The organism is Pandoraea sp. PE-S2T-3, assembly GCF_002179965.1.
GTDB lineage: Bacteria > Pseudomonadota > Gammaproteobacteria > Burkholderiales > Burkholderiaceae > Pandoraea.
The window spans coordinates 534,859-560,842 of the sequence record NZ_NGUQ01000007.1 but is presented as its reverse complement, the minus strand read 5'-3'; the positions used below and the strand labels follow the sequence as shown (position 1 = coordinate 560,842).

Here is a 25,984-nt window from a genome sequence, read left to right as displayed (position 1 = left end):
AGATATGTCAGCCGCTCCCCCGATCAACACAACCAATACGCCCAATACGCTCAACAGGCTCGCGCAACCTGCGACCGGCATCGCTCGCCGGCGACCGCCGCGATGGCTGGTGATGACGGTACTCGTCACGCTGCTAGCGCTGACGGTGCTTGCTGCGTTATGTGGTGGCGCGTATCGGATCGCCCCGGGCGAGGCCATCATGGCGCTGTTTCGCGGCGCCAGCGGCGACTTTGTACAGGATCAGGCACGCAGTGTGATGTTGCAGATTCGTCTGCCGCGCATCGTGCTCGGCATCCTCGTGGGTGCCGGGTTCGGCGCAGCGGGTGCGGCGTTGCAGGCACTCTTTCGCAACCCGCTTGCCGATCCCGGACTGATCGGCGTGGCAAGCGGTGCGGCGCTGGGTGCTGCCGGGGTCATCGTGATGGGCGGCGTGTTGTTGCCGGCCGCGCTCGCCGCGTCCCTCGGTCTCTGGATGCTGCCGCTGGCGGCGTTCGTCGGTGCGCTTGGCGTGACCGCCCTCGTCTACCGGCTTGCGGCCGGACGGGGGCGTCTCGCGTTGCCGTTGCTGTTGCTCGCCGGTATTGCGATCAACGCGATCTCCGGTGCCGCGATCGGCTTGCTGACGTATCTCGCCAACGACACCCAACTGCGCACCCTCACGTTCTGGACGCTCGGCAGTCTGGGCGGCGCGCAATGGTCGATGCTGGCCGTGATCGTATGGCCGGTGGCGCTGGGCATCGTCGTGCTGGCCAGCCAGTGCCGTTCGCTCAATGCGCTGCTGCTCGGCGAAGCCGAAGCCTTGCACTTGGGCGTCGCCGTGCAGTCGGTGAAGCGTCGCGTAATGGTGGCGTGTGCGTTGTGCGTCGGCGCGCTGGTGGCATCGAGCGGGATGATCGGCTTCATCGGTCTGATCGCGCCGCATATCGTGCGCTTGGTGGTCGGCCCCGATCCGCGCGCGGTACTGCCTGCGGCGGCGCTGTTCGGCGCGATTCTGACGCTGCTCGCCGATCTGGTGGCGCGCACGTGGGTGTCGCCGGCCGAATTGCCGCTCGGCATTCTGACGGCGCTACTGGGCGCGCCCTTCTTCCTCATGCTGCTGTGGCGACGCCGTGGCCAGTTCGGGCTATAGGACGGGACCGAAACGTGCAACGACACCCGACAGGAATTCAACATGCTTAGCGCCCACGATCTGACCATTGCTCACACCGATTCGCCCGTGCTCGACGGCCTGTCGCTCGACATCCGTCCCGGCGAATTGCTGGTGTTGCTTGGGCGCAATGGCGCAGGCAAGAGTACGTTGCTCAAAGCGCTCGCCGGAGAGCCGATGTCGCCGCGCGCGCGCGTGTCTGGCGCTATCACGCTCAATGGCGCGCATCTCGCGCAATACACCACGGCCGCGCTGGCTCGGTTGCGTGCCGTGTTGCCGCAAACCGCGCAGTTGTCGTTTCCGTTCAGCGCGCTGGAAATTGTGACGATGGGACGTTTGCCGTTTGCCACACCGCGACGCGGCAACGCACGTGGTGCCAGCGACACGGAGATTGCGACGGCGGCGCTGGAACGCGTAGGCGCGGGAGCGCTGCTGCATCGCGACGTGACGACGCTGTCCGGTGGCGAATGGGCGCGGGTACAGTTCGCGCGGGTGTTGGCGCAGTTGTGGCCATCGGATGCTTCGGGTGCTTCAGGTACGCCGAAGGAGACGGCGGCTTCAGTACCGCGCTATCTGCTGCTCGACGAGCCGACGGCGGCGCTCGACCTCGCGCATCAGCATCATCTGCTCTCGCTCACACGTGAGTTGGCCAAGTCATGGGGATTTGGTGCGATGGCGATCGTGCACGACGTCAACCTCGCGGCGCGCCATGCCGACCGGATGGCGCTGCTGGCCGACGGCCGTATTCTTGCGACAGGCACACCGCGCGAGATCATGCGTGCCGATCTGATCGAGCAGACGCTCGGTCTGCCCGTGCATGTGATTACCCCCGACCTCACGCACCTTTCTCATGTCTCGTCGGGGGCGGCGGGCGTGCCGATTGCGCTGCCAGCGTAGTCAATCGCCACTCAAGCTTCCGGCACACCATCCTTTTTGAGATTGGCGCGTGCGCACAGCACCGCCGCCAGATCCCACAGCGCGTAACCCACGCTCTTGAACAGCACCGGGCCGCTGGCGCGGAAACGGTCGGGGGTGATGATGGCGTCCATCAACGGTGCTGCACGGCCCCAGTCGATCGCGGCATGCAGCAAATCGCCCGCTTCGTGTTTGACTTCCCACGTATCGACAACCAGCGTTCCGCGCACCGCGGCGTCACGGCACAACTGCGGCGGCAGTTCTCGCATGTCGGGCCGGAACGCGCCGACGCCGGCGACAAAAATGTCGTCACGCCACCGCATCGCATCGCTGTCGGGCAACACCGGTTCGCTGCTCGTGGTGGCCGTGATGACGATGCTCACCGTACTCAGCACCGGCTCGATGGCGTCGACTACCGTCGCCTCCACGCCAAGGGTGGCGGCATGATCGGCCAACGCATGCGCACGCTCCGGGCTGCGCGAGAAAATCATGAAGTGACGGGTGCCCATGCCGGCAGCAAAGGCTTCGAGATGCGCACGCGCCTGCACACCCGCGCCGACAATCAGCACCGGCCCCTGCGGTCGCGGGGCAAACTTGCGAGCGGCAAACAGCGTGACGGCTGCTGTACGGCGCCCGGTCACCGTGGGTCCGTCGAGCAACATCAGACGCTCGCCGGTGTGGGGATCGAACACCATCACTTCGCCGATGATCGACGGCTTGCCCGCACGACAGTTCTCGGGATGCACCGTGATGTGCTTGGTCATCGCAACATCGCGATTGGTGGCGGGCATGACAAGCAGCACACCGCCACGGCGGCCGCGTTCAGGTTCGGTCAGGGGAAAATGCAGACGCTCCGGCGCACGCGCCGTGCCCGAGCGCATCTCCATGAGCATGGCCTCGATACCATCGGCCAATTGCGGATAGGGTAGCAACTGCGCAGTTTGACGCGCATCCAGCGTGATCATCGATGTGTCTCCGCTACAGGGCGTGTCCGCACAGTCCGATGGCGTTTCGACTCGCTACCGACACATCGCGTCACGTATTGCCAACATTGCCAAGTCTGATTTTTAGTGTAGCGCGCATCGCGTCGACGCGTCTGCTTCATCAAAAATTAATCAGGGCAATCCTTGTGGCGGAATAAGCACATTCCAGGCAGATTCAGTTCATCGGCAGCGCACATGCGCTCAGCGACTCGCATTGCGCATGCGCTTGCCGTCATTCACGCTCGCTCCGCGTACCTCGAAACGAACACTATCGCGCACCGTGCCTGAGGCATCGACGAGTTCGAGCGTATGTCGTCCCGGCCAGGGCAACCAGCTCACGCGCGCACCGCCACTCAACGGCTTGCCATCGAGTCGCCACGCGGCCCCCTTGGGCCATGCCGCAGCCACCTGAAACCAGAGGCGTTGATTAGCGGGCGGAATATCGGGATCGAGCGCGACGATGGTGCCGTCGGCCGGACCGGAAATGCGCCAGAGCGGGCCGCCCGGTGCTTTCGAAGCGAGCGACGACAAGGCAATCGTGCTTTGCCCCGTGCCCGCGAGAAACCACTCTTCGCGCGCGGGTTCGACGTGCTCGGCATACTGCACTGCGACATGCTCCACGCCCGCCGGTGGCGGTGGCGGCAGGCTGGCCGTGCGGCGGTGCAGATAGTCCATCACGCGATGCCAGATCGGCGCGGCCCCCGAGACGCCGGAGACGTCCCACATAGGCGCACCATCCGCATTCCCCACCCAGACACCGACCGTATAGCGACGCGAATAGCCCACTGCCCAGTTGTCGCGCATGTCCTTGCTCGTGCCGGTTTTGACGGCCGTCCAGTAGCGGGTGGAGAGCGGACTGTCCAGCCCGAACGTGCGCGTACGCGCCTGACGATCGGAGAGCATGTCGGACACGATAAAACTCACCTGCGGCGAGAAAACGGTCGCGTTGGCGTTGGCGTTGGCGTTGGCGTTGGCGTTGGCGTTGGCGTTGGCGTTGGCGTTGGCGTTGGCGTTGGCGTTGGCAGCGAGTTTGCCGGTGCCTGCGCGGGCGGCTACCGGCATCTGATCGCGCGTGGCGCTCGCCACACCGTTGTTGGCCAACGCGCGATAGGCGTTCGTCAGCGATAGCAGCGTGACGTCCGCACTGCCCAGCGCAAGGCTGAAACCGTAGTAGTCACCGCTTTGCGTCAGCGGCAAACCCAGCGACACCAACGTCTGCGCAAAACGGCGCGGCGTCACCATCACCAACGTGCGCACCGCAGGCACGTTCAACGACGATGCGAGCGCCGTGCGAGCGCTGACCCATCCCTTGAAGTGCCGGTCGTAGTTCTGCGGGATATACAACCCGCCACCTGTCGGCAAATCGAGCGGTGAATCGTCGAGCAACGTCGCCGCCGTGATTCGCTGTTCAGCGATGGCCTGCGCATACAGGAAGGGCTTGAGCGTCGAGCCTGCCTGACGTAGCGAAGTCACTCCATCGACCTGTGCCGCAGCCGAGAGCGCGCCCGACGAGCCGACCCACGCGAGAATGTCGCCACTGGCGTTGTCGATAACCACGAGCGCGCCATCCTGCACGTTGCGTGAACGCCCGGGTGCGCCTAGCTCCCGCAGCGTCTGTTGCAGTGTGGTGGCGGCCATGCGCTGAAGATTCGCGTCGAGCGTACTCGTCAGACGCGTTCCGGCGGGTGGCCGGCTCACCGAGAACAACCGGCGCGCGAAATGCGGTGCCAGATTGACCGCGTCGCGCGTGGCCATGACGGCCGCAGGACGTGAGAACACGAGTTGCGTGTAACCCTCCAGTCCGTTGCAGTCGTTGGCCGCGCCGCCTACACTGCCAACGCCGCCGAGGCCACCTTGCGCCATGTCGCGGAGAATGCCGCAGGCCCGTTGCGACACTCGTGCAGCGGGCGCATTCGGCGCACGCAACAGCGCCACGGCTATCGCAGACTCGCGTGCGTCCAGTCCGATCGGAAGCTTGCCGAAGAGCGTCTGCGACACCGCCGAGAGCCCGACCAGTTCCCCCCGGAACGGCACGAGGTTCAGATACGCCTCGAGAATCTGATCCTTGCGCCAGCGTTGTTCCAGCCACACCGCTGTCGCAGCCTGACCGACTTTCTGCGTCATCGAGCGATTGCGCGTGTTCGGCCGCAAATCGTCGTCAAGCAAACCCGCCAACTGCATCGTCAGCGTCGATGCACCGCGCGTTCGTGAGTGCCAGAGATTGCCCCACGCTGCCGCCGCGACACCTCGCCAATCGACGCCGCTGTGCTCGTAAAAACGCTTGTCCTCGGAGACGATCAATGCCTGCCGGAACGCGGGCGAGACGTCGGCCAATGTGACCCAATCGCCACGTTGCGCACGCATGTCGGCACGCAAACGCTGCAATGGCTGCCCGTGCCGATCGAGCAATATCCAGTCGGACGCGCGCCAATCCTGCCGTACCTCATCAAACGACGGCACCGCGTGCGCGGGCTGCACTGCCTGTAGCGTGCATAGCGCAAGCGCGACGACGACGGACGCCGTCAGACGACGAAGGTCAGGCACAGCGGGCGTCTCCACTCTTTTCACCACCTTCACCACCTTCACCACCGTCACCACGTTCACCGCTGCCGCCGCTCCCGCTGTTTGCACCGGAAGCGCGTACGTCGGTGCCCGGGCGTTTGGCCAAGATACCGGCCGTGAGCAGCAACTGCGCCAGCCCGTAGAGAATCCAGATGGCGTATTCCTGAGCCGGCACGCTGCCGACGAAGCGGGTGGTGCCGATGAGGGCATCCGAAACGGTAAAGAGCAACGCTCCGACGGCGGCCCACTCTCCCCCGACGTCGGCGAGCAGCGCCGCCGATGCCATCATCGCCAGCACGATCACATAGCACGCCACGGGCGCCTTCAATTCGCCCATACCGGGCCAGTACATCACGTAGGCGAGCGCCGCCGTGATCCATACCAGCACAATCGCGACCCGATGCCACGCGGGCACCTGCGACCACCGGCGCCGCACGCGCCAGAACAGAACGAAGTAGGCAAGATGCGCCAACAGGAACGCGCCGAGTCCAAGCACAAAGCCCTGTGCCATCGCAGGCAATGCCAGCAGCACATCCCCCGCCCCGGAGAAGACCAACGCCGCGCACAACCACACGCGCTCGCGGTGTTCGCGATGGTAGAGCGCCGCGAACAGCAACATCACACACAGGAAGACCTTGGCGACGGCCTGATCGGGATACGGTGCGCCGCGCAACGACACCGCATAGGCGGCACCGGCGGCGGCCGCGAGCCACCAGAAGCGTCGTGCTTCGCGCGGCAGCGCCGCCGCAGGCTGGAAGAAGTTCGACGTCATTGCGCCCTCAAGCTCCGATTCATTCGATTTCGCCAGGATGCGCCCTCGCAATCACCATCATCTGGCGATTGATCGACGGCGCACCACGGGCCGGTCACTCGGCGAATCATTTGGCCGGAATGACCTGCACAACAGCGTTGGGCGACTCGCCATACATGGCCGGTTCGTACATCGCTTCGACACGCGTCGGCGGCGTTGCAAACTTGCCGACGTTGTTCAGACGCACGGTGTACTCGATGCGATGCTGGCCCTTCGGCAGATAGTCGTAATACGCGCGGTAAGCATCCTGCGCACGCTCTTCGAATGCCGGCATGGCACCTTCGCTGCGCTCGCCCTGCGTCGCAATGGCGGAGTCACGACCCAGCCCGCCACCCAGTACCGTTGCACCGCCCGGCAGCGGATCGCTCACGACCACCCAGCGCATATCGGCCTGCGCATCGATATCGAGCCGCACACGCAGCACGGCACCGCGCATATAGCTGTCGCCCGATTTATCGGCCGCATCCTGCACCTGCACGCTGCGCGTGACCCGATAGCCCGCCGAGAACGGTGCCTTGAGCGGTACCGCCGCAAGACTCTGGATCGTCGCCCACGGCTTGCCTGCGCCGGTCTGGTCCATCCGCAACACGTCGCGGCCATTGTCGGCACCCGTGGAGGTCTGCGCGAGCCACGGCAGCGATATCGCAGGCGGCACCGTGCCCGCTTTCAGCTTGTCCCAGTCGACGGTCTGCACGCCACCGCTCGTCTGGTTGTCGCGCTGCCACTGGATGGCCGTCTGCCCCGTCGGCGTGTCGCGTTCGAAACGCGCCGAGAAGCGATCCACGGCCAACCCGCCCCACACGTTTGCCGTAGTCGTCGACCACGCGCCGCGCGATTGCAACCCGAGCAAACCGATGACGAGACGCGGCATTTCATCCTTCCATGCCGGGTTCGCGTTCATCAACAACGCCAGTCGGGCCGCGTTGGTTTCCGGGCCGACCATCAGCCACCAGAGCCCATCGCTGGATTGCGTCGAGAAGCCCACCCGTGTGCCCTGATACGACAGACGCGCCCGCAGGATCTGCTCGGCCTGTGCCATCTGCTCCGCGCGCTGCGGCACATCCGGCAAGCGTTGCAGAATCGCGTACCAATCGATGACAGCCGACGTGGGCCAGTCGTTCGGCGCAATCGTCAGCGAACTGAGCATCCGAGCGTTGGCGCGGCCATAGCGCGATAGCGCTTCGATCGCCGTGAGTTTGCGCAGCGTCAGGTCATCGCGCGGTGCCCAGAACTTGCGAGTCAGGCGACCTTCGACAAACGCCGCCAGCCCGTCTTGCATACGCGCGAGCGCGTCATCGGGAATGGCGTACGCCGGGTCGAGTGCCTTGGCTTCGTTACTCACCGCAAGCAGATAGGCAGTGAGCGTGTCGCTGCCTTGATTGGCAAAACCTTCTTGCGGCGGGAAGTAGCTGGCCAGACCGTCTTCGTCGAGATACGACGGCAGCGTCCCGGTCACTCGCTTCCACTGCGCGACATCACGCAAGCCCAATGCCTTCGACGCCTGTTGTTCGAGACACGCATACGGATACAGCTCGAACCAGCGTTTCACGCCCGGCAACCCTTGCGACAGACGCGGCTGCAAGCTCACGCGAACGCCGCCACGCAACTTGCCTGTGCTGTCGGCCACGGCACCGGCCGGTGCCGCCATCGGCAACGTGAGGCTGCCTTCCACTTGCGTGAGAACCGACTGCTGCACGCTCGCGGGCAATGCCGGCTGGATATCCTGGCCGACCTTGATCGCATCGCTCGCCGCCGCCGCGCCACTCACCGCAGGCGCCTGTGCCGAGACCTCCCAAATCACGCGTTGCGCGCGGGTATCCGCCAGCCCCGTCGGCGCGGTGACCTCCCACGCCACTTCGCGCGATTCACCCGCCGGCACGTCGATACGTTGCGGTGCCAGCGTGAGTTGCGTTGCACGGGCGGTCAGTTGCACCTGCATGGCGTGCTGCGTCGTGTTGCGTACCGTGAATTGCGCGCGATAGTTATCGCCCTCGCGCACCAGCGGCGGCAGCCCCGAGATCAGTTGCAGATCCTGCGTGGTGCGGATCGTCGCCGTACCCATGCCGAACCAGCCGAGCGCCTTGGCACTCGCATCACCCGGTTTGCCGTCGTCGGCAATCGCCACGATGCGGAAGCTCGATATCGCGTCGTTGAGCGGCACATCGACGCTCGCCTCGCCCTTGTCATCGAGCACCACGCGCGGCTGCCACAACAGCAGTGTGTCGAACAGTTCACGCGTCGGGCTCTTGCCCCCACCGCCACCTGCCGGCACGGCCTTGCGGCCGTAGTGTCGGCGACCGATGATCTCCATCTGCGCCGTGGCGGTCGTCACGCTGTAGCTGCGGCGCTGCCACATCGCGTCGAGCAGATTCCAACTGGTGTTCGGCGCCAGTTCCAGCAACGCCTCGTCCACGGCGGCGAGCGCCACTTCAGACCCGGCCGGCATCGGCTTGCCATCCGGCTGCGTCACCTTGATGCGCACCTTGGCATGACCGCGAACCGGGTAAGTCGCCGCGTCCGGTTTCACTTCGACGCCGAGACGCTGACCGGCCGTGCCCACGCGAAGCTCCGTCACCCCGAAGCGATAGGCCGGCTTGCCCAGATCGACCAGCCCTGTGGGCGCCTGATACTCGCGCCCCTCGTACCAGAACGCGCGGAACCATTCGAGCGGCTGCTTCCAGCCCCACTGGAAGAACGAATACCAAGGCACTTCGTGAATACGTCCACGCACCGCCAGCACCGAGACATAGACGTTCGGCCCCCACGACGGGTCGACCTTCAGCGAGATATTCGGCTCCTTCCCTGAAATCTCCATCGTGCGCGTCTCAATCACGCCCTCGCGTTCGATCGACACCAGCGCGGTCGCGGTACGGAACGGCATACGCACTTGCAACTTGGCCGTCTCACCCGGCTCGTAGTTGCGGCGCTCAGGCAGCACATCCATGCGATCGGTGTTGTCACCGCCGAACCACACTTCACCGCGTCCGGTCACCCAGACGCTGGTCGTGGCCGTGCTCAGATTGCTCTTGTCGTCCTTGGCCTGCGCCACCAGCGTGATTTCGCCCGGCTGGGTCAGAGACACATCGCACGACAGCAGCCCGCGATCGTCCGTCTTGCCGCTGCACACCGTCCCGAGATCCTTGATTTCGGTGCGATTGTCATAGGCGTAGAAGCCCCCCACCATCCGCTTGCGACTGCTGGTGGTAATGCGCGCCTCGGCACGCACGTCCATCGCCACGCCGGCCTTCGGCTTGCCTTGCAGATCCAGCGCAATCGCCTTTACCGGCAGCTTGTTGGTCACCGATACCCAGCTTTCGCTGCGCACGCCGGTGATCAGATTGGCCGGCCACAGCGTGCCGTTACCGCGCAGCGTCTGAATCTCGCCATTCGGATCGGCAAAGCTCGCTTCCAGCACCAGATCGCTCGGCCGGTCAACCTTCGGCAGATCCTTGAGCGTGAGGCTGCCCGCGCCATTGCGATCGAGCACCAGACGCTGCTTGTCGGCAACAAGCTTCTGGTCGCTCGCCCCTGCCCCATCGTCGCCATTCTGATCATCGTCATCCGACGCGCCCGTCTGTGCCGACGGCGGACGATACGGCGTGAAGCTGAAATCGTCATATCCGTCGAACGTGAGATCACGCGGACGCAGCAACGCGGACACGCGTACCGGCAAATTCCCCGCCGGACCGCCTGCCACGTAGTTCACCTGCACATTCAGTGGTGCTTCCGTCTTGTTGATGAGCGGCGACTTCGCTGCGTCGCGCACGCCGATGCTGCCCGCCAGCACCGGCAGGCGGAAGGCTTCAACACGGAAACGTCCGGCATCGAGCGACGCCGGGTAATTCGGTGGCCGCTTGTCGCCGTCGGTGTAGTCGAGCGTGACCGAATACTCGCCAAGCTTGGCACCTTGCGGAATCTGGAACGAGTTCTCCGCCAGCCGACCGTTGCGCCAGGTTACGGGCTGCGTATAGGTCTGCCCCGATCCCTCATGCGTGATGGTCAGTTGCGACGGCAAGCCACCGGGCAACGACAAGCCCTGCATCGTTTCCTGACGGATGAAGTGCTTCATCGAGACGGTCTCGCCGACGCGGAACAACATGCGATCGAACACCGTTTGTGCACGCACGGTCGGGCTGCTGCCGCCATCGGTCGGCACGTGGAAACGCCACGGTTCAATGCCGCGGTTCCAGTCCGACGAAACGAAGGCCATGTCGGGGTCGTTGCCCTTCGTACGGGCGACGACGAAGTAGCCCGATCGACTGGTCCTCTCGCAGTACTTGTAGCTCTCAAACGGTTTGTCGATCTTTGCGACGCCCGTCTTGTCGGTCACGGCGGTGCCGACTTCATTGCCGTCGCAATCGAGCACGCGCACGCTGGCGTTGGGCACTGGCTGCCCTTTGTCGAGCGTCGTCACCCACGCGACGGCGTTATCGCGGCCCATCTTGAAATGCACGCCAAGGTTGGTCACGAGCACGGTGGTGCGCACATACATCGGCACCGCTTTGCCCAACAGCGCCGCCGCCAGCGAAGGCGATGCCAGCTCCACCACATAGAAGCCCGGCTTCTGGAACGGGATACCCACAACTTCGAACGGACGCGGATCCTTTTCCTTCGGCACCGGCAGCGTCAGGGCCTGCACGCCCGGCAGGCCGGAGAGCAGCGACAGGCTGCGCGTGTCGTAACGCGTCACCTTGTTTTCGGTAATCGCGGCAGCGTTCGGACCAAAGCTGTCCTTGGCGGCTGGCGCCGTGAGAATCGACGGCATGTCGCCGGCAATCTGCTTGCGCGTCATCCATGTTTCGTCGAAACGGCGCACTCGCGAGAGCCACTCCAGCACCTGCGTGTCGTCCTCCACGCGCAGTTGCAGAGTGCGCCCGTTGGCGGCCGCTTCACCCGCGACGCCAAGACCGTTGATCTGCAACGCCGGCTCGACCTTGCGCAACGTCACGGGCAACATCGCCGGCATGCCGGGTTCGGCAAATCGCTCGACGATACCGAACGGCGCGGCGGCAAACTTCGCCAACGGCGGCATCGTCGACGTCTTGGTATGCAGCGGGAACTCACCGGCATTGGCCAGCGGACGTCCGCTGTCATCGGCGAAGCCCTTGGGCAGCGTAATGGTCAGTTCCGCTTTCTCGGGAAACGGTGCATCGAACGTCACGTCGGTCACGCTGGCCGAGCGATCCGAGGCATCCATCTTGGGGCTGCGATCGGCCCCCGCGCCTGTGACGCGCAGTTTGGCCGCCATATCTCGTGCGACCGGCGAGTTGAACGTCAGTCGCAGCGGACGCAACGGGGTGCACGGCGCGTTGGCGTTCTCGCGCTCGCAACTGAAGCTTGCAGTGAAGGGTTCACGCACCTCGTATTCGAACGGACGCGACTTGCGCGTCGCCACGCCGGACGGTGTCGCAATGCCCGCCCCCCAGACCAGATGCATCTTGGCGCCAGCGGCCAGCGTGCGATTGCATTGCAGCATCACCACGCGAGAGGCCTGCTTATCCAGATTGAACCGCTTGAGCAGCGCCGTGCGCGCGTCCCCCTCGATCCACTTCACACCGATGCGCTCACCGATGCCTTCGGTCTCGCACCAGGCGTTCTGGCGCACGCTGGCCGGGTCGGCCTCGCCATTGAGCGTGAGAACGAATATCTGGTTTTCGTCGATGGGGCCATACGACGGGCGAATCCCCGTCACGGCAGGGCCGCCGGTGTTGAACGCGTAGCGTGTCGTACCGGACACCGCCGTGCCGGAGACGGCGGACAAACCGCTGCGCATCTCCACCGTGCACTTCGCGCCGGGAGGTAACGACTGCTTGAAGTCGTACACCCAGATTTTCGGTTCGAGCCAATGACCGTCACCAGTGAGTTTCGCGTCGGAGCAGCGCACGCTTGCCGGTGCCTGCGCCCGCGGATCTCCCGCCGGGACGATCGCTTCGTCGAACTTGACGACCACCTGATCGACGCTGGCGACTTCGCCTTGCGGACTCACACTCGTCACACGCGCGGCGTGTGCGGGCGACGTCGCGAAGACGCCAAGACAAAGTGCCGCCAGCGCCAAAGGCGCGGCCGGCCAGACTCGTTGCGTTCGATGCGTTCGCTGTGTTCGGCTGTGCATGCCGGACTCCTCCCGGTTTCTGGTCATCGGATTCTACCCTGCACTTTTTGGCATCTCGAACCATTTCCCAGTGACAACGGCAGGTATTCATGGCAATTCGGATTCCAGAGCACGGCGATTCGGACAATCAGCCGGTGCGCCCCGGACGCGGCCTATGTCACACTGCCAACTTCCTGTCTTCGCACCACTGCTCCCCATGTCCATCGCCTTTCTCCATCCGAAGAAGAATGCGCTGGTCTATCTGGTCAAGATTCTCACCGGGTCGCTGATCGTCTGGTTCGGCCTGCGGGCGGCCGGCTTTCCCGAGCCGTATTGGGCGATGATTTCGCTCATCATCGTGACCGAGCCTGACCCGTTACAGGCGCGCAGCAACTTCAAGGCGCGCTCGATCAATACGATCAGCGGGGCCATCGTGGCGTGTATTGTCTTGCTGGTCATGGGGCCGGGATTGGCGGCCATGCTGGTGGGAATCACCATCGCCACGCTCGCGGCGATGCTGGTGCAGAACTATCCGGCCAATTGGCGGCTAGGGCCGGCCACGGTCGTCATTCTGATGTCCGCTGCGCTGAGCGGCCAGGGACAGGGGCTCCACGAGGAGCTGAGCCTCGCGATGTTGCGCGTGATCGAGGTACTGGTCGGGTCGACCGTCGCGCTCATCATGTCGCTGATCTACGGACGTTACGTCAAACCCTGGCTGATGCCGGGCGACTAAGGCCGGCGCCCAAGACAGGCGATTACGGCGGGCAACTACGGCAGGCAACTAAGACGGACGATGCGAGGCGGGCCATTTGGGCCCAGCCCGATCAATCGTCCGAGCCGACCACCCGGCGCACACCCGTGCTGCGTGCGAGATAGTGCAGCGGCAGCGAGTTACTGCGCTTGAAGGCGCTCAACACGATATTCGAGCGCACGTTCTCGACGCCCGGCACCTGCATCAGGCGCTTCATCACGAAGGCCGACAAGGCATTGAGGTCCGGCACGACGATGCGCAACAGGTAATCGGCCTCGCCGACCACCGCGTGGCATTCAAGCACTTCAGGTAACAGATCGATCTCGGCCTGAAAACGCTCGATGACGTGATCGCCATGATGTTGCAGGCGTAGCGTCGTGAACGCCGTCACCCCAAGGCCCAACACCTCAGGCCGCAACACCACCCGATACCCCTCGATGATGCCCGCCGCTTCGAGCCGCTGAAGCCGCCGGCCGATCTGCGACGCGGAGAGCGCCACATCTTTGGCCAACTCATGATGCGTGGCCCGTCCGTCCTTCTGCAAGGACTCCAACAGGGACAGATCGTAGCTATCCAGATCAACCATGACGATTCTCCGCAATAAATCGCTTATTTTTGCGAACTTTATGCAAACGGCTTTCACCACAGGCGCATTATGCGCCCATTTCGCATGCCATGCGCACTACACTTTCAATCATTGTTACTGCCTGATTGAGACGTAAGCATCATGTCCACTACCGCCATGCTCCAAGAGCAATTCGACGCCGGTCTCACGACCCGGCCCGACTTCACCATCGATCAACCCGTCGAGCAATACGGCGCGGTGGATCACGCGGTGTGGCAACAACTTTACGAACGCCAGACCGCCATGCTGCCGGGCCGCGTTTGCGATGCCTTCATGGATGGCATTCGCGCTCTCGACATGGACGCCCGCCGCGTGCCGGAGTTCGCCCGTCTGAACGAAAAGCTCATGGCGTCCACCGGCTGGCAAGTGGTCGCGGTGCCCGGTCTCGTGCCGGACGACGTCTTCTTCAACCATCTGGCGAATCGTCGCTTTCCCGCCACGTGGTGGATGCGCCGCCCCGACCAGCTCGACTACCTGCAAGAACCCGACTGCTTTCACGATGTGTTCGGCCACGTGCCGCTGCTCGCCAACCCGGTGTTCGCCGACTTCATGCAAGCCTACGGTCAGGCCGGCAAGGTTGCGCAGGAAATCGGGGCACTGCCGCTGTTGGCGCGTCTGTACTGGTACACGGTCGAATTCGGTCTGATGCGCGATGGTGACGGCCTGCGCATCTACGGTGCCGGCATCGTCTCGAGCCGCGGCGAAACCGAGTTTTCGCTGACCTCGAACGAACCGAACCGTATCGGCTTCTCGCTTGACCGGGTACTGCGTACCGAATACCGCATCGATACGTTCCAGCAAACCTACTTCGTCATCGACGACTTTGCGCAACTGTTCGACGCCATGCGCGCCGACTTGCCCGCGCTGTTCAAGGCGCTGGCGGCCGAGCCATCGTTCGCCGCCAACGCTCGCCTGCCGGAAGATACGCAGATCATTCTGCCGGCATGACGCGCCGGCCCGGTCGATGTTGAGCAAGACCGGGCCGCCTCCGATGTTGCTACCCGATGTTGTTACGCGCCGCCTGAGGGTTTTGCCCCCTCCGGGCGGAACTTGCGCACGTCACATCTGCCTGTGAAACAATAGCCATTCGACGGGCTCAAAAGGCGCGTCGATTCGATATTCGATTCGTACGGTACTGAATACGCTTTGAAAGGAATGCCATGACAACACGACTCTCATCCGAGACGCGCGCCAGCCTGGCGGAAGTGCTGCCCGAGTGGCACCAGGTGGTTGGACGCGACGCGATCCAGCGCAGCTTCACGTTTCACGATTTCAATGAGGCTTTCGGCTTCATGGCGCAGGTCGCGCTCAAGGCCGAAAAGATGAATCACCATCCGGAGTGGTTCAACGTCTACAACAAGGTCGACATCACGCTCTCGACGCACGATGCGGATGGTCTTACCCAGCGCGACGTCGATCTGGCGCTCGCCATCGATCAGTTCGCGGGCGATCGCGCCTCGGCCTGAACTCAGCCGGATATCAGCCGGATCACGACGTCTCACTCTCCCACTTTTCACCCAGCATCGGACGGTATCGCGGCCACTGAGGGCCCGGTCCGCACCGATGCCGCGGGTTGATATCCCGATCGATCCCTGTCAGTTCTTCGGTGCGAGCAATGTGCCACGGCACTGTTTGCTACCGCAATGGCAGGCGTACTCGCGCTTGAGTTTGGCGGTGTAACGCGCGTCGATCACTAATCCGTAATCATAGAAAAGCTCTTCGCCGGCGTCGATCTCGCGCATGGCGTAGATCTGCACGTGCTCGCCCTCTTCGCGCGCTTCACAATTCGGCGCGCACGAGTGGTTGATCCAGCGCGCATTGTTGCCGTCGACTTTGCCGTCGATGCAACGCCCGTCTTCCAGGCTGAAGTAGAACGTATGCGTGGGATGCGCCGGATCGTGCGGATGACGACGCAACGCTTCTTTCCACGAAATGACCTCGCCCTTGTACTCGATCACGCGTTCGCCTCTTTTGAGACGCCTGACCGCGTATACGCCCTTGCCGTGGACGCCGGATTTTCTGACTTCGATTCTGCGCTTAGCTGACATGTATATGCGACGAGGTTTCGTGGGTACAAAAGAGCGCAGTGTACAGGGCCGCGCCGGTCATGTGCATGACAAGTCCCGACGAAAAAAAACGCCACCCATGCCGGATGGCGTTCCCCCCTCGTTCGCGCCGCCTGGGCGTTGCGACGGATGGCCGGTCGCTCAAGCCTTGCTGTAGAGCTTCCAGACCTTGCGCTGTGTGGCGATGTCCGCGTCCTCGTGCGAATTGCAGTCGAGAGGAATTCGCGATTCGTCGTAAGTCGCATTGAAATGATTGCAATGGAACTGGCCCTTGCCGCGCGGCGCCGCTTCGAAGTGCGAGCAGGTCAGACACATGCGCTGCGGCGGCATGTCGCCGCGCTCTTGCATCGTGAAGACCAGCTTGAGCAGCGCGCGATAGAGCTGAGCACATTCCTTGTCGCCCAGCGAGTCGGCCGCTGTCGTCAGGAAGTTCGGCCACTGCGACGCCCGCTTGGCGGCGGTACGGCCGCGTGCGGTCAGTCGAAGTGCCAGTGCACGGCCGTCGTTGGCATCGCGCCGTTTCTCGACCAGTCCCTTGGATTCCAGTGTGCTCACGGCCTCACTGACCGTGGCCGATGTGAGTGCGGCATCCTCCGCAATCTCACCTAATCGCATCGGCACGCCACGCGAGAGCAGGAGCGTCAGAATCTCTCCCTGCGTCGGCGTCAATCCAGCCAATGCCGCGCCCTCCCAGGCGTGGCTCCGTAACGCCGTTCCCATGCGCAACAAACCTGCCGTTACGCGCTTGGAGAGCGCTTCATCTAGTGGGGTCGGAGTAGCCATGATTTTCGTTAGGATTTCTAAAAACTATACGTCGGTAAAACAGCTTGTCAAATTTACTATCAGGCGGTGCATCACACGAGTTGCCTTGCCTTTCCATCAATTTCGGCGCCCCGCCCGGGGGAAACCCTGACCCACTTCCGTGTCGATACGCGACGGCAAGTCGCTGTTGAACCTGCCTTCCCGCCACGATTCCATTGTGTGTTCTGAGTCGAATTTTGGCGTATCAGTTCTTGTACTGATCTCCCAGATCCTAGGCGCGATGTTTACAAAATATTGGTGTCCTGCTCACTCGCAGCGCGAATCGTGACAGCGTCAAAAACATTTCGCATCCCATGCGAATTCACTCGCCAAGCCAATAGATGTAACGCCGTGTCTTGTCTCGCACCCCGCACCAATCGCAAGCATCCGTGCAAAGCCGCGCCGGACTTGGCTCGCAGGCCGTAGCGACGCTTTTTGTTTGACGAGCGTCCCTGTTACGTCCCCGGGAAAAATGCCTCGAATATCGAGAGATCCGCTTCGCTTTAGCGCATGCGCTGGCGTATACGAAGCACGCCTGCGTTTCGGACAGAACGCAAATGTTCTGAAACACGAACGACGACCCTCAGTCGCATAACGACCCGTTCGGCGAAAAATTCGGGGAATGAGCTGATCGGCATGTCCGGTGAGAGCACCTTTTTGACATGCGAAGTGAAGAAATGGACGACGACCGCGATTTCGCGCGTTACAGCCAATAAAACCAACATCGATCACTTCTGACAACACGCGGGGTACGTCACAAAAACGGAGTGGCGAGATTGTAGCCGCGAACCTCTCCGGCGAAGTGAGAACGTCAAAATTATCCACAAAACCGTGTTTTCGGGGGTCTGTTGCACAATATTTAGGCGCCTGTGGATAACTTTATGGATAACTTGTCGGAGTACATGTGCATGGGTTCGGGATAACTTGCGAATCTTTCCACAGGGGGCAAAAACTGTTCAGAGTTGTTCTGGAGATACCCGCTGTTTGTCCATCCAGTTCTCAATCGGGCAAGTTGATGTTTACAAGGCGTTAACTGTGGTTATCCACAGCAGTGGGCTGCCTTTGTTAACTACTACTATGTATACATACAGTAAACCTATTAAAACCTTAAAAGCATCCTACGAGCCGGGCAAAAAGCCGGAAAACCCGGTAAGGACGAACAGTGGAAAACGCAGCGCTTGCGATGCTGCTGACACACGTGACAAACCCGGCAGGCAATAAAAAACCCCGCCAAGGCGGGGTTTCGTTACACCGATCGCAGAACCAGGGCTTCATGACACCCTGCCAAGCGCTCCGGAAGGGCTACCGCATCACGACGCCCACCGCAGACACTGCTGCCGGACCATCTCATTGAGCGACTTCGCATCTGCGTGGATCTGACGCAGCCACACGGCATCGTTCATGCCCGAGGCCACCAACTGACGGATCTCCTCGCACGCCGCTTCGGCTTCCAGCACCGCTGCGTGGGGCTTGATGACCTCCAGCGTCTGAGCGATGTGCTGCCCTAGCGTGGTCCGCTCGCCGCTCTGCGGATCGACGTAGGCGCCTTCCAGACCGAAACGGCAGGCCTCGAAGCGGTTGAACGTGTAGACCAGGTAATCGTCCTCGCTCAGCGTGAACGGGCGTTCCTCGAGCAGATAACGGGCCAGAGACTGGATGTAACAGGCGATGGCAGCCGCCCGGTCGACCGATAAGGGGGTATCCATCACTCGCACTTCGATCGTCCCAAAGCCCGGTTTTGGACGGATATCCCAGTAGAAGTCCTTCATGCTCTCGACGACACCGGTTTTGACCATCTTGTCGAAGTACGTCTCGAAGTCTTCCCACTTGAGTACGAACGGCGCACGGCCCGACAGCGGGAACGCGAACACCGAGTTCAAACGCGCCGAGTGAAAGCCCGTGTCGACACCTTGCACGTACGGCGACGAGGCCGACAGCGCAATAAAGTGCGGGATATAACGCGACATCGCGTGCAGCAGATACAAGGCGCTATCCGGGTCCGGACAGCCGATGTGCACGTGCTGACCGAAGACCGTGAACTGCTTGGCGAGATAGCCGTAAAGCTCGGAGAGGAAATGAAAACGCGGCGAGTCGTAAATCGTGCGCTCGCTCCAGCGCTGGAACGCGTGAGTACCGCCGCCGCACAGCCCGACATTGAGCTGCTCGCTGGCGCCGATCAGCACGTCGCGAACCCGGCGCAGTTGCGAGACGGCGTCGCTGTGGTGATGGCAGATATCGGTCGAAAGCTCGATCATGCTTTCGGTCATTTCCGGTTTGATTTCACCCGGATGTGTCTCCTTCGCCACCAACCGCATCACGTCCGACGCAGCCTTGGTCAGGTCGTAATCGTGACGATTGACGATCTGCATCTCTAGCTCGACACCGAAGGTGCACGGCTTCGAGGGAATGAATTCTTCTAATGACATGGCTTAATCCTTCCGTTCACCGACAAGGGCCAATGCCCAATAGACCACCAGCGGGCCAACCAGTTGCAGCAACGCGATGGTGCACATCACCACGGCCTTGAGCATCGGATCGAACTGCGGGTAGATGTCGTACGTGTCGGCAACGAGTACGAGCGCAAGACTGGCCATCGGACAGAGCGCGAGCCCCAGTGCGACGGCCTGTTTGTAGCTGATGCCGGCCGGATGGGCGACGGCGACTGTCCCGACCACCTTGGCCAGCAGACGGACAACGATGATCGCTGCCGCGGCCAGGCCGCCGATCATCACGTATTGCCACTGGAATGCCAGCGACGTCAGCACGAACAGCACCACGGCAAGCAGCCACCCGGCCGTGCCGAAGTACGCCGGCCAAAGCTGCGGACGCTCATCCAGGTTCCGGAAAATGATCCCGGCGAGCAGCAGCGTGAGCGAGTTCGGCAGCTTGAGCATATGCACCAGCGCGACCATCAGCATGATCAGGCCGATCAGCATCACGAACGCGTGATGATCCTGGCTGCCGAATTTCCGGAACACCAGATTGCACGCCTTGGCGAGTACGAAGGCCAGCACGATCGAGCCGATCAGCAGGTACAGCGGATGGAACAGCACCACCCAGAAGCTCGAGTGGTACGTCTGGTGCATCCAGCCGTAGACCAGCTTGACGGCCACTACCGCGTAAATGCTGTTCAGCGCCGCCAGTGCCAGCAGGCGTTCGGTGACCTGGCCTTCGGCGCGCAGCTCGTTTTTGAGCTGGACGACAACCGCCGGCGACGTGGCCATGCTGATCGACGCGATGAGCATCGATGTGAGCGGCGCCACGTTGAACAGGCGCAACACGGCGTAGACCGCGATGAGCGTGAGCAGCGCCTCAAGTGCACTTGTGACGATGAGCCACGAGTTGGCCCGCATCCATTTCAGATTCAGGCGGCTGCCGAGTTCGAACAGCAGCAGGCCGAGGGCCAGATCGATCAGCAGCCGGATGGCCGCGCTCGTTTGCGCGTCCAGCATCGACGAGAGACCCAACGTACCGCCGACCAGCCCGACCACCGCGTAACCGGTGATGCGCGGCAGGCGCAGTCTCCGGAAACAGATTTCTCCTGCCAGACCGGCAAATACCAATGCCAGACCAGCGAAGAAAACGGGATCAGGCGCCGGCGGCCAGCCCGGGAAAAGGGACAGTTCCGACGTCATATTGCTCGCTTTGCGCCGCTTGACGGCGCATCAAGTGGTGGAAAGGAAAAGAATGTCGCGCGCGGGGTTGCAGAAATAAGGACAAATGCGCGACGAACCCTTAGGGTTGGGCCCATTTTGCCACACTCGGTTTGGAGGGCTCTGTCAGGGCACGCGCCACCCCGGGAAGCCCCTTGTGACGGGACTTCGTCATTCCCCCCTTCCTGAAGACGAGGCGGCACGCCGATTCCCGGGCGGTTGCCCAGCCGGCGGGGCGAAAAATGCCGGAGGCACGCGCGTAGCGCGTCGCCTCCGCCTGCGGCGGACCTTGCACTCTATGGGGGTCAGATTCGATTTATTGTGAACGGCACCGGCTACGTGATGAACGGCCAGTCGGCCGGTTTTATCTGCCGAAGTTCTGCCGTGGCGTCGTGCGCTCAGGCCTTGCGTAGTGCCTGCAACAGAAACCGCGCCGGGTCGATGGCGTCGGCCAGATCGCTGCCCACGGGCCACGGCTCGCCTTCGATCTGGCTGGCGACCAGCTCCGCGCAGAGTGCCGCGAAGACCAGGCCGCGAGAACCGAACGCAAAGCTCGCGTACAGGCCTGGCAGCCGGGGCAGGTCTCGCAGGTGGCCGCCGGCCAACCGGCGGCCCTGAGGGTCGCTGCTGGCGATTGCGGGCATATCCGGCAGCTGGCCGGCCATTGGCAAGCGATCGGTGACCAGCGCGCGGAACGCGGTCCGACCGCCGAGCTGGGCGGCGGCGCCGGCACTGCCCAACCCGCCTTCCCCGTCGCCAAACGCCTCGGCATGGGCGGGAAGCAGCGACGCGAGGCGGCGCAGATTGGCCTGATGGTCACCGACGCGGACATCGGTGGCCGGATCGTCGAAACCGTAGGTGGCGCCCGTGATCGGGCCTGCGCCGCCCAGCGGCGACGGCGCAACGTAACCCTCGCCGCAGACCGGTATGCGCAGATCGGGGAGTGAATCGGGGGGCAGGAACGTCAGTTGCCCACGTACCCGTTGGATGGGAATGAAGTCCGGCGGGAGATAGGGGCCGAGCAGTTGTTGCGACTCATTGGCGGCGGTAACGATGGCTACGGTGGCGTCCGCCAGTACGCGTCCGGTCTCATCGATGGCCAACCAGCGGCCGTCCCGCTGTTCAAGCCGCTCGACACTCACGCCGTAGCGGGCATCGAGCGACGGGCCGGCGGCGACGAGTTCCGCACGGCACAGCATCGCGGGGGCCAGCCAGCCGCCCTCGGGGAACCACAGGCCGCCGTGCGCCAGCGTTTCCCCGGCGAGCGCCGAGGCTTGGGCCGCATCGACCCACTTCACGTATTCCTCGGGATAGCCGTGCGCCGCGACGAGTTGCGCGAGGCTGCTCGCCTCGTCGTCGTCCGAGCCTACCTGCAACAAGCCGTCGGCGCGTCCGGGCAGACCGCCCGGCAGCGTGCGCCATTGCGAAAGCGCGTACAGGAAGCCCGCGCGCGTTAGACGAGACAGCACGTTGTCGTCCGCCGACAACTGCGGATGGAAGACGCCCGCCGGATTGCCCGAAGCCGCCGAGCCCGGCGCCTCCGCCCGCTCGAACAGCTTTACCCGCCAGCCGCGCGCGACGAGCCGCAGCGCCATGGCGGCGCCAGCCATCCCGGCACCGATGACGATGGCGGTGTTCGGCGCAGCATCGGATTCGCCATCGTCATCGGCGTCGGCAGCCCGAAACTCACGCCATGACGGCGCACCGGGCGGATCGTAGCGGCGCATCCGGTAAGGCGGCGCATAGACACCCGCCAGCATCTCGCCTGCGTGTCCGTCGCCTTCGCGGCGTGTCGTCTGAAAGCCCGCAGCGGCCAGATCGCGCGGTATCTGCCCGGCGCTGGTGTAAGTCGCGAGCGTCGCGCCCTCGCGCGCCAGCTTGCCCAGCGTCTTGAAGACTTCGGGGGTCCACAGGTCGGGGTTCTTGGCCGGCACGAAGCCGTCGAGAAAAAACGCGTCCGCGCCTACGCGGAGGTCCGGCATCAAAGTGGAGAAGTCGCCGAATCCGACGCTCAGCACGACGCCGGGGGCCGGTTCCAGCCGGTGCCAGCCCGCGACGGGCAACGGCCAGATATCGCACAGCCGCTGCACAAGCGGCGCGAGTTCGGTCATGCCGGGCTGCACCAGTAGCGGCGCCAGCGTCTGGCGCAGGTCACGCGGGCGGAACGGGAATTTCTCGACCGACACGAAGTGCAGGCGTTTGGGCCGTTGCGGATCGTCGCGCCATGCGGCCCACGTTGCCAGAAAATTCAGCCCCAGCCCGAAGCCCGTCTCGACGATCACGAACTGCTCACGACCCTGCCAACGCTGCGGCAAGTCATTGCCGCCGAGAAACACCTGACGCGCTCGCCCGAGTGCGCCATCCGCAGGGAGATAAACGTCGTCGAACACGTCGGAGTAAGGTGTGCCGCCGTCGGTTGTGACCGGTTCCGCCGGCACGATCGGGCTGAAACCGGGGCGGCGCTTCATTCGCTCCCCCGTTCTTCTGTCACGATCTCGATCAGCCCCGGCAGCGACACCACGCCGAGCCAGCGGCCGTCGGCCGCGGCGACCGGAATCCAGTCGGCATGCAATTTCGCCACCGCGCGCAGTGCGCTGACCAGCGCCATCTCACCATCGAGCGCGTTGCAAGGGGCGACAATTTCGGTCCATTGCGCGGGCTTGCCCGTCGCCTGCCGGCGCCACCAGCTCGCCGCATCAAGCATGCCGACCAGACGGCCGTCCTCTGCACGCACGACCAGATTGCGGTACCCCGTCTCGACGAATCGCTCGCCAATGGCCTCCGGCGACAGGTCGGCCTTCACCACGGCATCGCTGGCGTCCGGATCGACGACAAGCGACGACAGCCGCATCTGGCTCGCCTCGCCGGTCATCGACAACCAGCGCCCGGCCACCAGATTGCGGCGCAGCGACTTGGCGTACACCGAGTCTTCTCGCAACGTATGGGCAGTGAGATACGCCGTGACACAGGCCAGCATGAGCGGCAGCACGACCTGATAACTCAGCGTCATCTCGAAGATCATCAGAATCGACATCAACGGCGCATAGGTCGTGGCCGCTAGAAACGCCCCCATGCCGACGACCGCATAGCTGCTGGCGACCGACGCCGTGGCTGGCGCGAGCGCATTCATGGCGAGTCCGTAGAGACTGCCGAGTGCCGCGCCGACGAACAGCGTCGGCGTGAACACGCCGCCCACCGCGCCCGACCCTGCCGACGAGGCCGTGGCGAGCACCTTGAACACGAGCACCATGGCGAGCGCTTGCCACGCCCAATGCGTGTGCAGAATCGAGTTCACCACGCTGTACCCATTGCCCCAGACCTGCGGCACTTGCAGCGAGAGCACCCCGACGACCAGCCCACCCAGCGCGAGCCGTACGAACAACGGCACGGGCAACGCGCCGAAGCGTTGTTTGGCGGTGTCGAGCAAACGCAGGAACAGCGGCGCGAGCACGCCCGCGAGGATGCCCAGCCCGACGTAGAAGAACACTTCCCAGCCCGACACGAAGTCGAAGCGCGGCATCTGATACACCGCCTCGTAGCCGAGAAACTGGCGGATGACGATGTTGGCGATGACCGAGGCGACCACCAGCGGGCCGAGCGTTGCGGTCGAGATCGAGCCGTAGACGATTTCGGAGATGAACAGCGCCCCGGCAATCGGGGCGTTATAGGCGGAGGTGATGCCGGCGGTCGCGCCGCACGCGACGAGCAGCCGCAGCCGCTCAGGCGGGAACGCGAGCGCGCGCCCGACCAGCGAAGCGAACATTGCCGCGAGTTGCACCATCGGCCCTTCCCGGCCGATCGACGCGCCCGAGGCCACCGAGAACAGCGACGACGTGCTCTTCACCAGCGTCTGACGCAGGCTCAGCACGCCGGTGCCGATGGCGATGGCTTCCATGTAGTCGTCGGAGCCCTTCTTGGGCACCCAGAGCGTGGCGTATTGCAGGATCAGCCCGGCGATGAGACCGCCGGTGGTCGGCAACAGCAGGCGCTGCCACCAGTTGAGGTCCAGTGCCAGCTCGACCATGCCGCTGTGATGGCCGGCGAGGAGAAATTGCAAGCCGGAGAGCGCTTCGCGAAACGCGACGGTGGCCAACGCGCCCAACAGACCGACGATGCCGGCGAGCAGCAGCGTGATTTGCAGGGTGTTGGGCGCGAACTGACGGCGCACCCACACGACGACGGGCAACTTGGCCCAGGCGGACACTGCTGACACGGATAGGAGACTGTCGTGATCGAAATTGGGTCCCATGGTATCGACCGACGACTTAATTTGAAAGCGCGGGACCGGTGCGCCGGGCACAGGGATGGGCCGATTTTCGGCATGAAGGGAGGCTTTTGGCCGCAAAGCGATTTTGGACCCCCTTCCAACTAGCTAAAACTGAGCGATGCTCACGTAAAGTATTTTTTAGCGGTACTCGCCTCTGAGTCGCAGCGCGCTTTCGAGATGACGCCCAGTTGAAGTTGATTTGAAGCTCATTTCGATTGGCGGGATCGATTTCGATCGATGCGGATTTCCAATCGTGATGGATCGGCGTCGACCGGTGATCAAAACCCAAGCGCGAGGCCGATTTCAACCAAGGGCCTTCTTTCTGGTGACTGAGCGATTTTGGTCTGCCGATTTTTGGCAAAAACTGAGCCATCCTCAGATAAGCGGGTTTCGCGAGGCCGTTCGTGTCGCTGCGCACCGTTTTCTCGATTCTGGCGCGACGCCTTCCTGAGGCATTTTTTCGAGAGCGATTTTCCCTACGCGCCCGCCATACGCCGACTTCTGAGGATGATTCAGATAAAGGTAATTTATGCGGCGCTGAACCCGCATTGGACCGGTTGCGTCGCGATTTTTTGCCATTTCCGGCGCGGCGTATTTTCACCGCCTCCTTCCACAGCCTCATTCCAGCGTCGGGGCCACCCGCCTGCCTTCTCGCGACGTAGCCGCCAAGCGGCGCACAGCCACCGAAAGCACATCTCGAAACTACGGCACCTGCTTGGCTCAAGCCCCACAGAATCAAGCGTCATGAATCTGTCATGCGCACACGCATTCAACTGGTCACATTCCATTCAGTGAAATAGAATGGCACGCAATTGAAATGGAACTGAAAAGCACCACCCGAATGGCAGTCAGCAAAAAGGGCACACAAAAATCACCCGTGTGTCTCGAAGAGCAGTTGGGTTTCGCGTTGTACTCGGCATCGCTTGCCATGACCAAAGCGCACAAGCCGATGCTCGATCGACTCGGGCTTACGTACTCGCAATATCTCGCGATGGTCGTGCTCTGGGAACAGGACGATATCGCCGTCAATCAACTCGGTGCACGTCTCGGGCTCGATTCCGGAACACTCACGCCGTTGCTGAAAAGACTGGAATCCATGGGGCTTTTGACGCGTCGACGCGGTCATATCGACGAACGTCAGGTGTTTATCGACCTGACGCCGCGTGGCGTGAATCTGCGGCGTGAAGCGCGTCAGGTGCCGGCGCAAATTCAAGCCGCCACCGGTCAATCCGACACGGCGCAAAAGACCTTGCGCAATCTGCTGCTGCAACTGCGCGACGCCCTCGGCGAGGCGTGAAAAAACAAAACGCGT

General features: G+C 63.2%; 18 protein-coding genes. 6 read left to right on the top strand and 12 right to left on the bottom strand.

Going from position 1 to position 25,984, the window contains the following annotated elements; all coding sequences use genetic code 11:
* Positions 1–4: 4 nt before the first annotated feature.
* Both CDV46_RS04485 and CDV46_RS04480 read left to right on the top strand, forming a co-directional pair.
* Entirely contained in the window at positions 5–1,129 is a 1,125-nt protein-coding gene (locus tag CDV46_RS04485; RefSeq protein WP_249277657.1) for a FecCD family ABC transporter permease, read from the top strand.
* Positions 1,130–1,171: 42 nt separating this feature from the next.
* Positions 1,172–2,044, top strand: a complete 873-nt coding sequence (locus CDV46_RS04480; protein WP_087721902.1) for a heme ABC transporter ATP-binding protein — start codon at positions 1,172–1,174, stop codon at positions 2,042–2,044.
* An 11-nt stretch (positions 2,045–2,055) separates the two neighbouring features.
* Here the strand turns inward: CDV46_RS04480 and CDV46_RS04475 are convergent, their stop codons facing one another.
* The 4 genes from CDV46_RS04475 to CDV46_RS04460 form a co-directional block, all read right to left on the bottom strand.
* Complete coding sequence (locus CDV46_RS04475) at positions 2,056–3,027, bottom strand: delta(1)-pyrroline-2-carboxylate reductase family protein (RefSeq protein WP_058376619.1); 972 nt, start codon at positions 3,025–3,027, stop codon at positions 2,056–2,058.
* Positions 3,028–3,246: 219 nt separating this feature from the next.
* Positions 3,247–5,571: a penicillin-binding protein 1C gene (gene pbpC / locus CDV46_RS04470; protein WP_254915935.1), complete on the bottom strand. Its 2,325-nt coding sequence runs from the start codon at positions 5,569–5,571 to the stop codon at positions 3,247–3,249.
* Positions 5,572–5,581: 10 nt separating this feature from the next.
* Positions 5,582–6,379, bottom strand: coding sequence for a lysoplasmalogenase (locus CDV46_RS04465; RefSeq protein WP_087721900.1), 798 nt, complete (start codon positions 6,377–6,379; stop codon positions 5,582–5,584).
* Between the two features lie 106 nt (positions 6,380–6,485).
* Positions 6,486–12,530, bottom strand: a complete 6,045-nt coding sequence (locus CDV46_RS04460; RefSeq protein ID WP_087721899.1) for an alpha-2-macroglobulin family protein — start codon at positions 12,528–12,530, stop codon at positions 6,486–6,488.
* Positions 12,531–12,726: 196 nt separating this feature from the next.
* Between CDV46_RS04460 and CDV46_RS04455 the strand changes: the two genes are divergently transcribed.
* Positions 12,727–13,242, top strand: a complete 516-nt coding sequence (locus tag CDV46_RS04455; RefSeq protein WP_087690672.1) for an FUSC family protein — start codon at positions 12,727–12,729, stop codon at positions 13,240–13,242.
* 91 nt (positions 13,243–13,333) lie between these two features.
* On the opposite strand, the gene CDV46_RS04450 is transcribed toward CDV46_RS04455, so the two are convergent.
* Positions 13,334–13,846, bottom strand: a complete 513-nt coding sequence (locus CDV46_RS04450) for an Lrp/AsnC family transcriptional regulator (RefSeq protein WP_058376622.1) — start codon at positions 13,844–13,846, stop codon at positions 13,334–13,336.
* A gap of 141 nt (positions 13,847–13,987) precedes the next feature.
* Here CDV46_RS04450 and phhA point away from each other — a divergent pair, with 141 nt between their 5' ends.
* Entirely contained in the window at positions 13,988–14,833 is an 846-nt protein-coding gene (gene phhA / locus CDV46_RS04445; RefSeq protein WP_058376623.1) for a phenylalanine 4-monooxygenase, read from the top strand.
* A gap of 212 nt (positions 14,834–15,045) precedes the next feature.
* Positions 15,046–15,351 carry a 4a-hydroxytetrahydrobiopterin dehydratase gene (locus tag CDV46_RS04440; RefSeq protein WP_058376624.1) on the top strand — a complete coding sequence of 102 codons (306 nt, stop codon included), beginning with the start codon at positions 15,046–15,048 and terminating at the stop codon, positions 15,349–15,351.
* 129 nt (positions 15,352–15,480) lie between these two features.
* Here the strand turns inward: CDV46_RS04440 and CDV46_RS04435 are convergent, their stop codons facing one another.
* The 7 genes from CDV46_RS04435 to CDV46_RS26740 all read right to left on the bottom strand — a co-directional run bounded on the left by CDV46_RS04435 (position 15,481) and on the right by CDV46_RS26740 (position 25,294).
* Positions 15,481–15,933, bottom strand: coding sequence for an SET domain-containing protein (locus CDV46_RS04435; protein WP_087721898.1), 453 nt, complete (start codon positions 15,931–15,933; stop codon positions 15,481–15,483).
* 159 nt (positions 15,934–16,092) lie between these two features.
* Positions 16,093–16,734 carry a MarR family winged helix-turn-helix transcriptional regulator gene (locus CDV46_RS04430; RefSeq protein ID WP_058376626.1) on the bottom strand — a complete coding sequence of 214 codons (642 nt, stop codon included), beginning with the start codon at positions 16,732–16,734 and terminating at the stop codon, positions 16,093–16,095.
* 1,328 nt (positions 16,735–18,062) lie between these two features.
* Positions 18,063–19,178, bottom strand: coding sequence for a YbdK family carboxylate-amine ligase (locus CDV46_RS04425; protein ID WP_087690668.1), 1,116 nt, complete (start codon positions 19,176–19,178; stop codon positions 18,063–18,065).
* Between the two features lie 3 nt (positions 19,179–19,181).
* Positions 19,182–20,387, bottom strand: coding sequence for a cation:proton antiporter (locus CDV46_RS04420; protein ID WP_087690666.1), 1,206 nt, complete (start codon positions 20,385–20,387; stop codon positions 19,182–19,184).
* 416 nt (positions 20,388–20,803) lie between these two features.
* Positions 20,804–22,873, bottom strand: coding sequence for a bifunctional tRNA (5-methylaminomethyl-2-thiouridine)(34)-methyltransferase MnmD/FAD-dependent 5-carboxymethylaminomethyl-2-thiouridine(34) oxidoreductase MnmC (gene mnmC / locus CDV46_RS04415; RefSeq protein WP_087721897.1), 2,070 nt, complete (start codon positions 22,871–22,873; stop codon positions 20,804–20,806).
* A complete protein-coding gene (locus tag CDV46_RS04410; RefSeq protein ID WP_441339300.1) occupies positions 22,870–24,654 on the bottom strand; it encodes a ClcB-like voltage-gated chloride channel protein in 1,785 nt (594 codons plus the stop codon). Before CDV46_RS04410 ends, mnmC begins: the two co-directional genes overlap by 4 nt.
* 16 nt (positions 24,655–24,670) lie before the next feature.
* Positions 24,671–25,294, bottom strand: a complete 624-nt coding sequence (locus tag CDV46_RS26740; RefSeq protein WP_140413292.1) for a hypothetical protein — start codon at positions 25,292–25,294, stop codon at positions 24,671–24,673.
* 219 nt (positions 25,295–25,513) lie between these two features.
* Between CDV46_RS26740 and CDV46_RS04405 the strand changes: the two genes are divergently transcribed.
* Positions 25,514–25,969, top strand: coding sequence for a MarR family winged helix-turn-helix transcriptional regulator (locus CDV46_RS04405; RefSeq protein WP_058379983.1), 456 nt, complete (start codon positions 25,514–25,516; stop codon positions 25,967–25,969).
* Positions 25,970–25,984 lie beyond the last annotated feature (15 nt).

Bases quoted from the DNA above. Each gene is read 5' to 3' on its own strand.
- CDV46_RS04485 (WP_249277657.1), top strand. From the start codon at position 5: ATGTCAGCCGCTCCCCCGATCAACACAACCAATACGCCCAATACGCTC.
- CDV46_RS04480 (WP_087721902.1), top strand. From the start codon at position 1,172: ATGCTTAGCGCCCACGATCTGACCATTGCTCACACCGATTCGCCCGTG.
- CDV46_RS04475 (WP_058376619.1), bottom strand. From the start codon at position 3,027: ATGATCACGCTGGATGCGCGTCAAACTGCGCAGTTGCTACCCTATCCG.
- CDV46_RS04465 (WP_087721900.1), bottom strand. From the start codon at position 6,379: ATGACGTCGAACTTCTTCCAGCCTGCGGCGGCGCTGCCGCGCGAAGCA.
- CDV46_RS04460 (WP_087721899.1), bottom strand. From the start codon at position 12,530: ATGCACAGCCGAACACAGCGAACGCATCGAACGCAACGAGTCTGGCCG.
- CDV46_RS04455 (WP_087690672.1), top strand. From the start codon at position 12,727: ATGTCCATCGCCTTTCTCCATCCGAAGAAGAATGCGCTGGTCTATCTG.
- CDV46_RS04450 (WP_058376622.1), bottom strand. From the start codon at position 13,846: ATGGTTGATCTGGATAGCTACGATCTGTCCCTGTTGGAGTCCTTGCAG.
- phhA (WP_058376623.1), top strand. From the start codon at position 13,988: ATGTCCACTACCGCCATGCTCCAAGAGCAATTCGACGCCGGTCTCACG.
- CDV46_RS04440 (WP_058376624.1), top strand. From the start codon at position 15,046: ATGACAACACGACTCTCATCCGAGACGCGCGCCAGCCTGGCGGAAGTG.
- CDV46_RS04435 (WP_087721898.1), bottom strand. From the start codon at position 15,933: ATGTCAGCTAAGCGCAGAATCGAAGTCAGAAAATCCGGCGTCCACGGC.
- CDV46_RS04430 (WP_058376626.1), bottom strand. From the start codon at position 16,734: ATGGCTACTCCGACCCCACTAGATGAAGCGCTCTCCAAGCGCGTAACG.
- CDV46_RS04425 (WP_087690668.1), bottom strand. From the start codon at position 19,178: ATGTCATTAGAAGAATTCATTCCCTCGAAGCCGTGCACCTTCGGTGTC.
- CDV46_RS04420 (WP_087690666.1), bottom strand. From the start codon at position 20,387: ATGACGTCGGAACTGTCCCTTTTCCCGGGCTGGCCGCCGGCGCCTGAT.
- mnmC (WP_087721897.1), bottom strand. From the start codon at position 22,873: ATGAAGCGCCGCCCCGGTTTCAGCCCGATCGTGCCGGCGGAACCGGTC.
- CDV46_RS04410 (WP_441339300.1), bottom strand. From the start codon at position 24,654: ATGGGACCCAATTTCGATCACGACAGTCTCCTATCCGTGTCAGCAGTG.
- CDV46_RS26740 (WP_140413292.1), bottom strand. From the start codon at position 25,294: ATGAGGCTGTGGAAGGAGGCGGTGAAAATACGCCGCGCCGGAAATGGC.
- CDV46_RS04405 (WP_058379983.1), top strand. From the start codon at position 25,514: ATGGCAGTCAGCAAAAAGGGCACACAAAAATCACCCGTGTGTCTCGAA.